This is a genomic window from Marinifilum flexuosum, from assembly GCF_003610555.1.
GTDB classification, from domain to species: Bacteria; Bacteroidota; Bacteroidia; order Bacteroidales; family Marinifilaceae; genus Marinifilum; species Marinifilum flexuosum.
On sequence record NZ_RAPQ01000012.1, the window covers coordinates 10,785 to 25,921 of the forward strand.

The window sequence follows — 15,137 nt, forward strand, 5'->3', positions numbered from 1 at the left end:
AGGTTTTCTTATGATTTTATTTTACAACCTCAACCCATTGCCCTGGTTTGCGGGCATTAATGTTATTATCGTACATTGCTTCACAAGAAATAGTTGGCAAATAATATTTACCTACATAAGCAGCAGTTAAAGCAATGGTAAACGTTTTGTCCTTATATCGGTCCAAATCGAAATAAGAGTAAACACGATCATCTCTGATATCCTGATAATCCGGCATATCGTTTTCATTTACCTGATCCACTTCTCCAAATCGAGTATTCAGAATTTCCCAACCTGATGGGAAAATTTGTGTCAGGGCCATTTGCTCATATTTGTTTACACCAGGATTTTCGATTGTAACCTCTGCTTTAAAATCTATTCCTTGCTGCAACTTACTTACATCAATAACTTTTCCTTGCATATCCTTGTACACAATTCTTAATTTCAGATTCTTCTCAACTGCAGTACTATCACCTGCAACAGGAATTCCGCTGGCAATTACTCTAGTGTAAAGAACTGCATCTGATAAATTCTCAATCTTCACTTTTGGTTTACCAGATTTCACGTCTATTGGAATCTGTTTTACAGGACTGTAACTTATCATCTCTTCCGTTTTACCATTTAGGGTATAAGAGAATGACATCTGCCCTGGGTTTTCGCCACCTGCAAATTCGGCCATAGCCACCAAACAGTAGGCTGTGGTTTGGGTACTCATCCAAGAATCACTGGATAGTTTTTTAGATATTTCCTGAACCAATGGGAAAGCTTTTGTTCTCTGATCCAAAAGGCTTAAGGTTTCCAAAATCATAGCCTTATCACGCAATGAAGAACCAAAACTACCAGAGTGCTCTCGGTACGATTTTACTTCCGTGCTCAAGCCTGAGATCAACTCTTCTGCAACTTCTTTTTTACCTATAATTCTATAGCTTGCAGCCAATCTCCATTTTGCATCATTCGATAAATTGCTTTGCTCTCGCAATCTATTCATCGATGCCAAATCAGGCACATCTGCCAATGCCAGAGTATACAATCTATATGCCTGAAGAAGATCATTTCTTCGGTAAGAATAACCTTCATAAGTAGATTTCTTCCATGATTTGGCAGCCGATTTTTGATACTTCAACCACGATGATTTTAATCCGATAGGAAGCGTATATCCTTTCTCTTCAGCCATCAACATAAAGTGCCCTGCATAACTTGTTCCCCAGGAACTTGCATAATTTCCTCCCGGCCAATAACTAAAACCACCATTTGCCATTTGGAACTTCAATAATCGGGTTAATCCAGCACGAATATTCTCTTCAATTCTTACTTTTTGGTCTGCAGTTAATTCAACAACTCCATTCAAATACATTTGAGGGAATACCGAAGAGGTAGTTTGCTCAATACATCCGTGAGGATAATCAATCAGGTATTCTAACCTACGACCAAAATCGATTGGAGGAATATTTGAAAGTTCTAAAACTGCCTTGTTTGTTCCTTCCATTCCCGGCAAATCAACCACCATTTCAAATGTTTTTCCATTGGTCAATAACGTATCAGTAACATTAACAACTCTTGGATTCGGATTACGAACATCCAATTCAATATCATATGTAGCTTTTAAATTACCACTTTCGGCAATCACCTTTACTCGAGCAATACCAAGCTTAGCAGCAACTTTTAAATCAAAATTAACCACTTGCTCGCCTGTTTTTTCAAACACAATGGCTTTCTCTTTACCATCCTTAGGAATCAAGTATTCATTAGGCTGAATCCTAACTTTTACATCTTTCACCTTTGGATCCATAGCAAAAACAGTAACTGGTAATTTCACAGTTTCATCCGGACCAACCACTCTAGGTAAGGTTGCCAATACCATTAATGGTTTGCGAACTTTCGAGGTTTTCTGAGCATTCCCATAAGCTCCCTTGTTTCCAGCCACAACCATAGTTCTTACAGAACCCACATAGTTTGGCATTTCAATTCTGTGCTTTTTAGAATCTCCCGAGTGTAAAGTAAACGGCCCGTAAAACATTACCACAGGCTTAAATCTATTTGCCTTGGCCTGCTTCTTGCCCTTCAAATCCTCATCACCACCAATGGCAAATGCATTCTCCAAACGAGCTCCGAATGCTCCCATTACCAAGTCGAACATATCCCAGGTTTTAACCCCAAGCGCCTCACGAGCATAAAATGTATACCACGGATTAGGAGTTTTGAATCGGGTTAAATCCAACAATCCATCATCAACAACAGCAATGGTATAAGTCATTGGTTTGCCATCTTTCTCCGATACATTCACCACAAACTCCTTCTCTGGTTCCAATACCTCAGGCATATCAATTTGTGGGTTCAAGCGTGTAGCAGGATCTTCCACCATAATAGGAATTACACCATACATTCTGATTGGCAAATCATTCTCAACATTGGCATGAGGTTGAATTAAACTTACATGCACGTAGGCATTTGGTGCCATGTCAGGAGTAATATTAAAGCTAAACTTCGACTCTCGAGAATCGGTTTCGACCCAAAAAGCATCCAAAACCTTAGCGCCAGTTTCAATGCTCACCAATGCTTTTCCTGTTTTCGATGAAGGAATTGTTATTGTTGCTTCCTCTCCAACTTCATATTTGTCTTTATCTGAAACAAACGAAAGCATATTTGCATTGCCTGGCATTCCTTCCGGTGATCTTCCATAATATTCTGAGAAATAAGCCGTAGTTCCTGTTGAGTGACCACTCTCCTGATCAAATACCTGAATCAAATAACGTCCATAATCAGTCCAGTCATTGTATTCAATATTCAACTTATAGGTAGCTTGTCCATTTTTGGTTGAAATGGTTTTATAATCAACAATTCTAGTAGATGATCTTCTGATATAGGATGCCAAATTTTCTTCGCTGGAATCCCACCACCAGCGCCAGCCAATCTTGTAAACTTTCACCACAATTTTCTTCCTGTCAACAGGATTACCTTCTGCATCAACAGTAGCAATTTTCAGTTCATGATCTGTATCTGTCAAGTACCATCCTCTTTTCGATTCCGGCATTTTCATCCCAACAAAAGAATTGTATGGTGCAAATTTTACTCTTTGCATGTCGATACTAAAATCGCCACCTTCTTCAAACACTCGGGTAACAAAATTCGCATTCAACATACCAGGAGCCGATTTGTTTCCTTTCAGGTTAAGAGGAACGACAGCCTTTCCATTCTGATCCACCTTACCGTCGAACACCACTTGTTCATCCGCTTCAAACTCTTTAACTGGATCATCGAAAATGTATGATTTGTAATTTTTAAATGATGTTTTGCTTGGCGAAAATTTAAGGCTAACATTTGACTTTAAATTGCGTGCAGTAGCACCATGCAACCATTTCACCTCCATGTCAAGATTTTGACCCGATGCTTTCGATTTTAAAATATCAGTTCCGAAATCCAAATTAATTTTCAAACGATTTGGCTTTACCGTCTCAATTTTAACTTTTTTGGTAAAGCTTGCTCCTCCAACTTTTACTCTTGCCATCCAGTTTCCTGTTGGAGCTTCAGCATCTGTTTCGCAGTTGAATGAATAAAATCCATTTACCCCACTTGTACTCACTCTATGAACAACAGTTTGTCCTTCCGGATTCAACAATTCAAAGATTACAGGATGATTCTCGGGTAAAGTTTTTCCTGCATCTTCCAATACAAAAGTAAGGAACAGCTTATCTCCCGGTCTCCAAACCCCACGCTCTCCATAAATATATCCTTTAATTCCCTTCTGAATTCTTGCTCCACCAACATCAAAATTACTTAAGGACAATGACGAACCATCATCAAGACGAAGGTATCCTCTTTGATTACCTTTTTTCGCTACCAAAAGGAAAGGTTTTCTATCCAATTGCACAGTAGCGAATCCTTGATTATCAGATTTCAATCTGGCCATTAGTTGCTTCTGATAATTGTAAACCTCCAACTCAACACCAGTTTCAGGTTGTGCTGTAAGCAGGTTGGTTACTGCAAAAGTGATTGATTTATTGTTTCCAGCCTTTGCAATTAAACCCAAATCAGAAGCAAATATATTGCGGTTAATAAATCTTCCTGATCGATAATAGGAAACATGACAAGGATTCTCTCTTTCATTCCAATTGTATCCTCTTGGATAAAAATAATCATCGTACCATCCTGGTTTATCCCATTCCTTCATTTCATTTTCCAACTCCTGCTCAGCAATCATTTCATCAACCGTTGCAAGATTATCCTCTTTTTCTTCCTCATCCTCACACCCATACAATGAATAATCTTTTCTGAATCGAAGTTCCAATCGGTAGATTGCTCCTGGGTTTACATCAATAAAACTGGCAACATCAATAGTATGAGCATTCCATTTTCTTAGGTCAATGGCTTCATTTTTCCCTAAGTCAATACGTTTTTGTAAAATCAATCGACCAACTCTTCTCAACCTTTCGTGTCCACCCATTCTATTATCCTGCAGGAACTGATGAACATTGTTTTCGAAAATTTCGATTACTCTTAAATCCACTGCCTTTAGGCTAACTGCCTCGAATGGCAAAATCAATCCCTGTGATGAAGGAGAAATAACACCTTTCCCCAACAGGCGAACTGCAGGTTTAATGTTTTCAAAAATCAACTCTAACTTCTTGCTCTTCGTCAAAGAGTAATCTAGTGCATTCTTAATTCCCTCCTCAATATTAATTGTTCTTCTGCCTGCCAATCTGTATTGAGGGTAAGCTCTTACCTCATTTCCATCAATAATAAATCTGAAAGTTGATTGAGCATCAATACGAATTAATCCTTTCAGATTTTGATCTTTCTTTAAAGGATCCGAAAAGCGAAGAGAAACATATTGCTCTGGCTGTTGAATCACTGTTGCACTCATCAATTTGAACACATTTAATGCAGGAATCTCCACCTCTTCTTTCCCCTTCTCATCAACAGCAATTCTATTACCATCCCATCGAACTATCAGCTCTCGTTTATCTTCGGTTCTTAACAAACTATCCACTACAAAATGGTGAATTTTGCCATCGCCAGTATGAGTCCAGCTAATTGGCTTCTCTTCTCCATCCAAGCTTGCAGTTAACACTGATTCAATTTCATCGTCATTAATTATATCTGCAGTAGTAAGATATCCTTTGTATTTCTGCGACTTCATATCGCTTTTGTCGTAGGATTGTAAACCCTCACCCGTAAAACTGAAACTTTGTTTAATTACCTGAAAGTTAAACTTCAAATTGTTATACTTTTCAGGCACTTCCAGCAACTTCCCGATTTTTACATTTACATTGTAAACGCCACCCGATTTCATTCTCGAATCGGATCTAAACTCAATGGTTCTTGGGTCTTTCCAGTAAGCTTTACCTCTCAACTTTGGAGTAAGCGTAAAGATTCCCGCTTCTAACTCCTGTCCTGGCTCAATCGGATTTTTATAATCACTCACCAATCGAACTTCAATAATCGATTCTGCAGATACTACTCCCGAAGTAAATGCAGCAATATACTGCCCAAATCCAGGATCAACTTTTCTTTTGCTTACTTTTTTATTTTTACAGGAATTGACTGCCGTTAAGAGAATTAACGGCACAATTAGAAGGCAGAAAATTTTTCTCATTTTATAAATAGTTGGGATTGATAATTCAGCATAATATTAGTAATTGAAAATGACTAATCAAATAAAAATACAATCTTATTGTTTTTAAAAGGCATATTATAAAAAAAGATCGAACAGATTTCTCTATTCGACCTTATTATATGCAACTTAGCAATTAGTAAATTTTCTTTGGACAACTATTTCTTTTTGATCTTTGTGAGTTCCATTTTACGGATGCGAGCACGAACAGCTCCTTTGGTTCTCTTCAGCTTAATGGCCATTTCGCCAACAGGTACACCATCAAAAAACAAGTTGATTAATTCATCGTCATCTTCCCTGTTCCAAGGCTTATAAGCCTCTTTGTGTTCCTTTTTAATCTTTCTGATTTTGTCGAAATCTTTCTGATCCATTACTTACTTTTTAAATGATCTTTTCTTGCCAGACCTTTTCTGTGATCCTGATCTGTTTTGAGAACCAGAACTTCCTTTTGAATTAGATCTTCTTCTCCAATCCTTTTTGCCAGAACCATTTGGCTTACCCGAACGAGATCTTGGCTTTTTCTTCTCGCTTTTCTTCTCTGTATTCTTTTCCTCCTTAGGTAAATCTGGCATTTCCTCTGCCGGATAAGGATGATCCTTAATTACCGGAATAGTCTGTTTAATTAAACGCTGAATATCCTTTAAATATGGCAATTCATCCTGACTGCAAAAAGATAAGGCCTCCCCACTTGCACTGGCTCTACCCGTTCTACCAATTCGGTGAACGTATGATTCCGGAATGTTTGGCAAATCATAATTCACCACCAAAGCCAAACCTGCAACATCAATCCCACGCGCTGCAATATCTGTTGCAACCAACACCTTAGTACTTCCCTCCTTAAAATTATTCAGAGCCTTCTGTCTCGAATTCTGCGTTTTATTACCATGAATGGCCTCAGTTTTTATGTCTGCCTTTTTAAGAATACGAGCAATTTTATCGGCTCCATACTTGGTTCTCGAGAATACCAAAGTAGATCCCAACTCTCTTGATTTTAGCAAGTGTGTTAGAAGTTTTGACTTCTTACTCTTGCTGGTAAAATAGATGGACTGGTCAACCCTTTCAGCTGTAGTTTGCTGTGGCTGAATGGTAATCTTCTCAGGATTTCCCAAAATCTGCTTCGACAGGCTCACAATTTTAGGAGGCATAGTAGCCGAAAAGAACAATGATTGTCTGCGTTTTGGCAGTTGATCAATAATTCTTCGGATATCGTAAATGAATCCCATATCCAACATCTGGTCTGCCTCATCCAACACAAAATACCTGATATCTCGCAACGAGATAAATCCCTGATTAATCAAGTCCAACAGTCTACCTGGAGTAGCTACCAGCACATCAACACCCTTGGCCAATGCCTCGGTTTGAGCTCCTTGCTTTACTCCACCAAAAATTACAGTGTTTTTGATACCTGTATTCAATCCGTATTCGGTAAAACTATCGCCAATTTGAATGGCCAACTCTCTTGTAGGAGTAACCACCAAAGCCTTTATCTTTCTTTTTACTTTACCGTGCCCATCTTCCAATAAATTCTGGAGAATTGGAATGGCAAAGGCTGCAGTTTTCCCAGTTCCTGTCTGGGCGCAACCTAAAAGATCTCTTTTTTGTAATAAAACTGGAATTGCCTCCGCCTGAATCGGAGTGGGGTTTGTATAACCCTTCGCCTCTATCGCTTTTAATATGGGTTCTACTATATCTAATTTGTCAAATGTCATGTCTTCGTATAAATGAGCGGCAAAGGTAGTTTAATAGTTTGGATTAGCAGCATATTAACAATATTAGTTCTAAATCAACCTTTTAGAAATACAAAAGCCGCAATTCCTTGCGGCTACACTTTATTACTGTTTACTGTTCACTGATCACTGTTCACTGATAATTTTCACAGATCAATGTGGTTCCAATTGAAAACTCACCATCCACTGAATACCAAACTTATCGGTAAGCATCCCAAAATACGATCCCCAAAATGTTTTATCCATTGGCATGATTACATTTCCACCAGCAGATAATCCAGCGAATATACGATCCGCTTCCTCTGTTGAATCCGTATCAATTGATAAAGAAAAATTATTCCCTGGAGTTGGAAGTGGTCCGAATGCCTCTGAAGCATCACTACCCATTAGCACGGTTTCCTTACTTATTGGCAAAGAAACATGCATTATCAAATTCTTATCTTTTTCTGCAACTGGCGGACAATTATCCGAAGGAGGCATTTCACCAAATCGAGCTACATGTGCAAATTCTCCTCCCAAAACCGATTTGTAAAAGTCGAAAGCTTCCTCGCAATTTCCATTAAAATTAAGGTAAACATTAAGTGTTGTCATGATTTATGTATTAAGATTTGTATTAATTTGTTTTTCAGTATGAATTGAAAAGTTCTACTGAAATTACAGAAGATTAATAGCAAAATCAATAGCGTACGACAATTTAGAAATGAATTTAACCTTGGTTTATCCCCTACAGGAAAAGTAAATGCTATTAATTAAATCTACAATCGATTAATCGCAACGCGATAGATTTAACAAATCAAATAAATATCTTGCCTGTAGGGCATAAACGATTGTAACAAACTGAACCTACCCAAACATTAATCCGTAGGAGTTACACTCAGACATTTTTACTTTTTATAAGAATAATGACCAATAATGGTATACTTATTCAGCAAATCTTCCACCACCTGACCTGCTCCAATATTGTGAACAAACAATGGTCTTTTCCCATCGCGAGACACCTGATCAATTACAATTCCAATATGAGTTATTCCACCGCCCAGGTCCCAACAAACGATATCACCAGGCAAGTAATCCTTTGGATTTCTGTTTTTGGTTTTGATCATCCCTTTGCGCTCGAAAAAAGTCATCAAATTCGGCACTCTTCTGTGATCGATGTTTTTATCGGTGGTTTTCAGCCCCCAATTTTTAGGGTACAGTGCAAAGTTGGCCTTCATATCCTCATGCACCTCCTTTTGCAAATCGATTCCCAACAAGCGATAAGCACGAATTACTACATCAGTGCACACTCCTCTATCTGATGGAACATCACCATTAGGATAATCAATTGCAAAATAAGATGGATCGTAAACCACATGTTGCTTGGTGAGTTCTTTTGCCGCATCAGACAACTTTTTATTAAACTCTTGCGCAAAGGTCGCAAGTGAAAAAGATAGAATAAAAACACTTACAATTAATTTTCTCATACTTTTTTGTTTATCCCCTAGGGGGAAATTAAAAACATATTCTCTAATTCTACAATCCTTTAATCGCTACGCGATAGATTCATTACAATAGAACTTCATAAATTTTGCCCATAGGGCATACTCGATTGTAACAAATGTCAACTCTGTATAAAAACTACTCCGTAGGAGTTAAACTAACAACAATTTACTTAATCTACAGAACAATCTAAAATTTATTGCTAAATTCAAAGATGTAATTTCAAAACCCGAACCCTAAATGCATGGCCATGACTGACGAACAAGATTTGCAAAACTTATTAAACGAAATCAATGCCATTGACGAAGCAGATATCAAAAAGCCTGCCATACCATTCGAAATTTACATTTATGAAGCAGAACGCCTATACACAAGGGCGAGTGAAGATTTGCCGAAGCTAACTGCCATAAATATGCCTACCGATCTGATTGACAATTTGCGTATGCGAACCAACGCACTAAGAAAAGCACAATTGAACTGGGTAGAATTAAATAACGATAAGAAAAAAGCAAATGCCGATTGGAAAGCTGCAAAACCAGAATTACTAAAGCTTCACAAAGAATTAATTCAAAGCTTTCAGTTTGCCTTTAGAAACAACGAAGTTGCCATGCAAAAATTATCAAAGATCAAGAAAGGTAGATCTATGGATGACATGTTGATGGATCTTTGTTCACTTTCTGTTTTGGGGAAGGACAATTCAAAACTGCTCGAAGCCATCAATTTCGATCTTTCTCTTCTCGATCGCGCAGCAGAAACTTCGGAACGAATGGCTAAAGTAAAGGCAAATAAAAATGCCCGCTTGTACTTTCAGGATGATATGCTTATAATCAGAAACAAAGCCTATACACTACTAAAAGAATGTGTTGATGAAGTGCGAAAACATGGACAGTTTGCTTTTGCTGATCAACCAAATATAGCACAAGCTTACGCAAGCAAGTACAGGAGAGAAAAGAAGAGAGAGTATCTAAAAAAGTGCAAATTAAATAAGTCCGTTACCAAGAATGAGCCATCCACACCATAGATAAGTATAGCCACACCATTATATTAATAGTCCACACTACAACACAATTGCTCCACACCATTTACGATCATCTCCACACCCTATTTCCCTTGATCCACACCCTAATCGCATTGCTCCACACGGCGTGGAGATAACAAACGATAGTGTGGATCAATAATTTATTGGGGTGGAGCTTCTATGTAACAGTGTGGCTTATTTTATTTATTGGGTGGATATATCAATTATAAGTGTGGTCCTAACACATCAATGTGTGGCATATGTTTTCATCCTTAATGGCAAACTCCCCGCAACCTATGAATCCACAGTAATTTAATATTCAAACTGTTGCACTTCCTCACTATCGGGCACTTGTAACAAAATCATAGATGTCATTGCCGAAGCAAGTATGAATTTAATATCAGAAGGTAAATCGGATCTCAGCCAAACCCTTTTTTTGAACAAACCTAACATTCCCCCGCTATGATATTGAACAGCGCACAGAGATTTTCCATTCTCGATAAACTCATAACCTAAGGCAGGATACATTTTAGGTCTATCACCAGTTTTGGTAGAAATAACAGGAACAATCTCAATCTTCCTTGTTCCATTGCTTAAATAAGCTTTGCTTATATCTTCAACACTGCTCCCATACACCAATTCCATTGTTAACAACCAATATTCATTCCCTATGATATTTGTATTTATTGAGGACGACAGGAAATGAGAATGCCTTCTTATTTCATTGTTCCCCAAATAAAAATCTACCCCCCAACAATCTTTAAGTATTCTTACAGCTCTATTTTCTTTCGTTACAATATTGGTAAGTCCAGTAACTCTGGCTGAATCTAAATCACTAACCAACATGAAAGAAACCTCATTTTTCACACTAGTTTCTACCTTTGATTCTATAAAATTTGAGCTTTCTCTAGGCTCAGAAGCATCCATTTCAATTTCGAGTGCATAATAATCTCCAAACCTTACACCCCACTTCGATTTTTTAAGATTCAACTTTACTTGCAACACTTCTGCACTGGTCAAAAGCTCGTCACTAATGATAATATTCTTTCGCTGCGACTCCGCAAAAGAAGCACTTACCAAGCAGTCTGAACAAGCTATATTTAAAACAAAAAACACAATACACAAACAGCAAATTTTCATGACCCTATATTTAAGTTTTCGCTCTATACAAAGTTACGAATTCACTATAGGGCTTTCAAAAAAATACATCTTTAGATTATTGGAAATCAACATCTAATTTAACCTATAAGTTCATCTAAAAAAATCTCCCTGCTCATTACTGAACAGGGAGATTGCAATTAAACTAATTATATGTAGTTGTTGTAAGCTAGCTATTACATGAAACCACCGCCACCTTGCGTTTCGCGATTGTCTCTACGCTTACGTTGCTTGGCTTTGTTTTTACCACTACCAAATCGGTAAGAGAATCCCAGGTAAGCAGTTCTACTTTCCCAATGGAACTCACCATTTTGACGGTATGGCACTTCCGAATCAAACTTGAACTTCATTCCTTCAAAAATGTCGTTCACTCTAAAGGTAATGGTACCTTTTCCTTTCAATACACGGTAGCTTGCACCAGTATTAATCATCCACATCGGATCAACTTCGAACTGCAAGTCTTTTCCGCCACCACGATACATGGCAAACAACTGGAATCTTAACTTTTTGGTTGCAGTAAAGCTGTTGGCAACACGCACATTGAACGAATTGTTGGTAATCTCTAAGTTCTCGCCATTCGAAACTCCTGTTTCTTTCTGGATATACAAATCGGAACTTGCATTCATCGACCACCACTTAAAGAATCGGTAATTTGCCGATAACTCAACACCATAACGATCATTATCGTCGGTGTTATAGTACGACATCTCTACCTTTTCAATATCTTGTGGATCTTTATTCAACACTCGTGAAATGTTTCCGCTAACACGGCGGTAGAATACTCCAATTGTTGCCGATCCTTTCTTTAATCCTTTTGTGTAATTGAACTCAAACGAGTTGGTAAACTGAGGATCCAATTCTGGATTTCCAAAAGAACTAATCAAAGGTGTACTCCACTCTCGAATAGGATTTACCTGTCTGATTGAAGGACGATCGACTCTTCGACTGTAGCTCAACTGAAATTGATTCCTCTCACTTGGATTAAAGGTGAAGAATACCGAAGGATAAACTGTAAATCTGCTATCGGTATATTTTGCCTTTTCATCGCCTTTGATAAAATCTCCATCCACTTCATATTGCTCCAATCTTGCACCTACTTGCATCGAGAATTTATCGATTTTATGGTTCAAATTCACATATCCTGAGTAAATACTTCTGTCGTAGCTAAATGCCGAATTATCAACCTTAGTATTGGAAAAATCAAATTGATCGGTTACTCGTAAGTTATCTGTATCATTCAGCCTTAACTCCAAACCCATTTCCAATTTTGTGTTTTCTGACAACGGATTTGTGTAATCTAAATTCAGAAGTGTATTGGTATATTCATTTTCAATATTATCTGAGTAATTGGAATTGCGATCATCTGGATTTAACAATTCTCTATAAGATGCATCTTCAGGAGCATCGCTCTCACTATAGGTAGCTTCAAACTCCAAGTTGTGCCCTTCTTTCTCAAAATCGATTTTATAGTTAATGTTGTAGGTTCCTGTTGAATTATCGGTTTTTGAATTCATCAAATTGTGGAAGTCCAAACTATTACCTCTGTAAATCTTGGTTGTTCCTTCAAAATCACCATCGCGAAAGTTCTGAGTTGTGTAAAAAGAAAGTGTATTCTTTTCGTTCAAATAAACATCAGCACCTACTTTTAATAAGTGAGAGTAATTTTCACTATCGAAATTAAATTTCTGATGAAGATCATCTGATAAGATTGCCTGTCCATTTTCATCCAAAGCACTTCTTAAAACATCACCATAATTATTTCTTTTACCACCGTTTGCTCCATAATTTAGGAAAAAGTTCACTTTCCCTTGCTTGTAATTCATATCAAATGAACCGTTAGCACGTGTATTTTCACCACGAGTTACACCCATATTTACATTGGCATTAAAACCAATATTGGCATTCTTGTTCAAAACGATATTAATAATTCCACTCATTCCTTCCGGATTGTACTTTGCCGATGGATTGGTTATTAACTCGATACTTTTAATCGATGTAGAAGGAATCTGTTGCAACAATTGCGATGGGCTGATATTGGTAGGCTTACCATCAACCAAAATTCTTACATTTTCGTTACCTCTTAAACTAACAGCACCAGTCTGACTATTCACACTTACCGATTGTACATTATCCAACACCTCAGAAGCAGTTGCACCTGCAGCAGTAAGATCTTTTCCAACGTTTACCACCTTACGGTCAATTTTCTGAGTAATAGTAGATAATTCAGCTCTAACGGTTACCTCACCCAACATCTCCGTATCCTCTTCCAAATGAACAGTGCCTAATTTGTGCGCCTTTGTTTTAGAAAAATCCAACTGTCTTGTATAAGGTTTGTATCCCATAAATTGTATTTCAACCACATTTTTCCCTTCAGGGATTTTCTTAATGATGAATTTTCCTTCAACATCAGTAATCCCTCCTGTAAGAATTTTTTCATTGGCATCACGTATCACTACATTTACATATGGCAATGGCTCTTTAGTTTTCTGATCTAATATTACACCCGTTAATGAACCGCTTTTTACCGCAGTTGTAATTTCAGTTTCTGCAAAAACTGAAAAGCTCAACAACAACAAAACAACTATTAGTAGTTTTTCTTTCATAATACTTTTTAATTTGTTAGTGGGTTTAAAAATTAGACTACATCAAATCAATCATCACATCTACTTGTTATTTACCCCAAATTTCGTTTCGATATTTGTATTAAAACGCGTAGTCAGTTAGTAAATACGAACGCCTTATTCAGACATTCTCCACAATACAATCAGAGATAGTGCCAAAAATCACATATAACACATTTTCAACCAGTAAGATTATAGATATTTTATTTTCATGTTCGATAACGGACAGATTGATGTACGGTTTCAGATAGGACATTCAGGTTCCATCTACAAGAAAACACTTCTCCTAAACAGCAATTTCAATAAACATTAAACGAGCTTATTCACAAGAAAATTAAAATAAAAAAAAGGATGGCAAATTGCCACCCTAGTATTTTAAACGCTAAAAATGTCACACAAAGAACTCGGGCTCTTTTCTTTCTGAACAATTCTTAAATAACATATTTTTTATTTGCCCCATAAATGGAGTATCAAATAATCTTGCGTCTTCCGGACAAGATTTCACACAAGCACAGCACCAGATACATTCTTCAGCATTCGTTACTACTGATGCTTTAATATCTATTACTTTGACTGGACATACATCTGCGCAAATTCCGCATAAAGAACAATTCTCTGATATGGTTCTAGGTGCCATTACTGCAGCATTAGGCACTTCCTTATAAGGATAATTACCAGGAACCTCAACTGGTTTTTCGTCAGCACTCTGAATTTTCTCAACAATTCTATTGGCAAACTCTTTTGCTTTCATCATGTCTTTACCATCCGGACGATTATGAGCAATTGGTTTATCTTCGCTCGAGTATGAATGCTCACCTATGAAAGCAGCAGCAGCAATTGGCACAAAGCCTAATTCAATACTCAAGTCCTTTAGTTCAAGTAGTGCATCATCAAATTCCCTATTCCCATAAACAACCACTATAATCACCGGAGCTTTATTTGCTTTGCACTTTCTTAATCGGGCAACAGCCTCTTTTGGCAAACGCCCTTTGTACACAGGAATGGCCATTAGCGTCAATTCATTTTCAAATCTCTTGCTTTCCAAATCTGTAAGATCTGGCTTTGTAATATCAAATTCACTGATGACTTGAACATCTAATTCTCGTCCAATATACTGGGCTATTTTTTTACTGGTGTTGGTCGGAGAAAAGTAGATTAGGTTAATTGATGACATATTCACATTCACTTTATTGCATAAAAAAAGCACCAAGGTTTTTCAACCTTAGTGCTTATATTCTGCGGAGAGAGAGGGATTCGAACCCCCGGTACGTTGCCGTACAATGGTTTTCAAGACCACCGCATTCGACCACTCTGCCATCTCTCCAAAATTTGAGCGGGAAACGGGACTCAAACCCGCGACCCTCAGCTTGGAAGGCTGATGCTCTATCAACTGAGCTATTCCCGCAAGAATTTTTTTTCAAAGATTGAACTTTTTCAATCTGATTTTGTGGGGAGAGCAGGATTCGAACCTACGAAGACGAAAGTCAGCGGAGTTACAGTCCGCCCCAGTTGGCCACTTTGGTATCTCCCCAAATAATTTTCAA

The 15,137-nt window shown here is 37.6% G+C and carries 9 protein-coding genes and 3 tRNA genes; 1 reads left to right on the forward strand and 11 read right to left on the reverse strand.

Features of this window, described 5'->3' with window-relative positions; all coding sequences use genetic code 11:
• Positions 1-16: 16 nt before the first annotated feature.
• The 5 genes from BXY64_RS18030 to BXY64_RS18050 form a co-directional block, all read right to left on the reverse strand.
• Positions 17-5,572, reverse strand: coding sequence for an alpha-2-macroglobulin family protein (locus BXY64_RS18030; protein WP_120241383.1), 5,556 nt, complete (start codon positions 5,570-5,572; stop codon positions 17-19).
• Positions 5,573-5,748: 176 nt separating this feature from the next.
• Positions 5,749-5,961, reverse strand: a complete 213-nt coding sequence (locus BXY64_RS18035) for a hypothetical protein (RefSeq protein ID WP_120241384.1) — start codon at positions 5,959-5,961, stop codon at positions 5,749-5,751.
• A 3-nt stretch (positions 5,962-5,964) separates the two neighbouring features.
• Positions 5,965-7,299: a DEAD/DEAH box helicase gene (locus BXY64_RS18040; protein ID WP_120241385.1), complete on the reverse strand. Its 1,335-nt coding sequence runs from the start codon at positions 7,297-7,299 to the stop codon at positions 5,965-5,967.
• A 171-nt stretch (positions 7,300-7,470) separates the two neighbouring features.
• Entirely contained in the window at positions 7,471-7,908 is a 438-nt protein-coding gene (locus BXY64_RS18045; RefSeq protein WP_120241386.1) for a VOC family protein, read from the reverse strand.
• 293 nt (positions 7,909-8,201) lie between these two features.
• Entirely contained in the window at positions 8,202-8,780 is a 579-nt protein-coding gene (locus BXY64_RS18050) for a DUF1287 domain-containing protein (protein WP_120241387.1), read from the reverse strand.
• A 266-nt stretch (positions 8,781-9,046) separates the two neighbouring features.
• Between BXY64_RS18050 and BXY64_RS18055 the strand changes: the two genes are divergently transcribed.
• Complete coding sequence (locus tag BXY64_RS18055; protein ID WP_147376040.1) at positions 9,047-9,817, forward strand: hypothetical protein; 771 nt, start codon at positions 9,047-9,049, stop codon at positions 9,815-9,817.
• A 309-nt stretch (positions 9,818-10,126) separates the two neighbouring features.
• Here BXY64_RS18055 and BXY64_RS18060 read toward each other — a convergent pair whose 3' ends face one another.
• The 6 genes from BXY64_RS18060 to BXY64_RS18085 form a co-directional block, all read right to left on the reverse strand.
• Entirely contained in the window at positions 10,127-10,954 is an 828-nt protein-coding gene (locus BXY64_RS18060; RefSeq protein ID WP_120241389.1) for a hypothetical protein, read from the reverse strand.
• 194 nt (positions 10,955-11,148) lie between these two features.
• Positions 11,149-13,575 carry a TonB-dependent receptor domain-containing protein gene (locus BXY64_RS18065; protein WP_120241390.1) on the reverse strand — a complete coding sequence of 809 codons (2,427 nt, stop codon included), beginning with the start codon at positions 13,573-13,575 and terminating at the stop codon, positions 11,149-11,151.
• A 409-nt stretch (positions 13,576-13,984) separates the two neighbouring features.
• Complete coding sequence (locus tag BXY64_RS18070; RefSeq protein ID WP_211334547.1) at positions 13,985-14,767, reverse strand: EFR1 family ferrodoxin; 783 nt, start codon at positions 14,765-14,767, stop codon at positions 13,985-13,987.
• A gap of 65 nt (positions 14,768-14,832) precedes the next feature.
• Positions 14,833-14,917 (reverse strand) — tRNA-Ser (locus BXY64_RS18075).
• 8 nt (positions 14,918-14,925) lie between these two features.
• Positions 14,926-14,998, reverse strand: a tRNA-Gly gene (locus tag BXY64_RS18080).
• A gap of 43 nt (positions 14,999-15,041) precedes the next feature.
• Positions 15,042-15,124, reverse strand: a tRNA-Tyr gene (locus BXY64_RS18085).
• Positions 15,125-15,137: the final 13 nt, after the last annotated feature.

Coding starts and splice junctions, on each gene's coding strand:
- BXY64_RS18030 (WP_120241383.1), bottom strand. CDS start 5,572: ATGAGAAAAATTTTCTGCCTTCTAATTGTGCCGTTAATTCTCTTAACG.
- BXY64_RS18035 (WP_120241384.1), bottom strand. CDS start 5,961: ATGGATCAGAAAGATTTCGACAAAATCAGAAAGATTAAAAAGGAACAC.
- BXY64_RS18040 (WP_120241385.1), bottom strand. CDS start 7,299: ATGACATTTGACAAATTAGATATAGTAGAACCCATATTAAAAGCGATA.
- BXY64_RS18045 (WP_120241386.1), bottom strand. CDS start 7,908: ATGACAACACTTAATGTTTACCTTAATTTTAATGGAAATTGCGAGGAA.
- BXY64_RS18050 (WP_120241387.1), bottom strand. CDS start 8,780: ATGAGAAAATTAATTGTAAGTGTTTTTATTCTATCTTTTTCACTTGCG.
- BXY64_RS18055 (WP_147376040.1), top strand. CDS start 9,047: ATGACTGACGAACAAGATTTGCAAAACTTATTAAACGAAATCAATGCC.
- BXY64_RS18060 (WP_120241389.1), bottom strand. CDS start 10,954: ATGAAAATTTGCTGTTTGTGTATTGTGTTTTTTGTTTTAAATATAGCT.
- BXY64_RS18065 (WP_120241390.1), bottom strand. CDS start 13,575: ATGAAAGAAAAACTACTAATAGTTGTTTTGTTGTTGTTGAGCTTTTCA.
- BXY64_RS18070 (WP_211334547.1), bottom strand. CDS start 14,767: ATGTCATCAATTAACCTAATCTACTTTTCTCCGACCAACACCAGTAAA.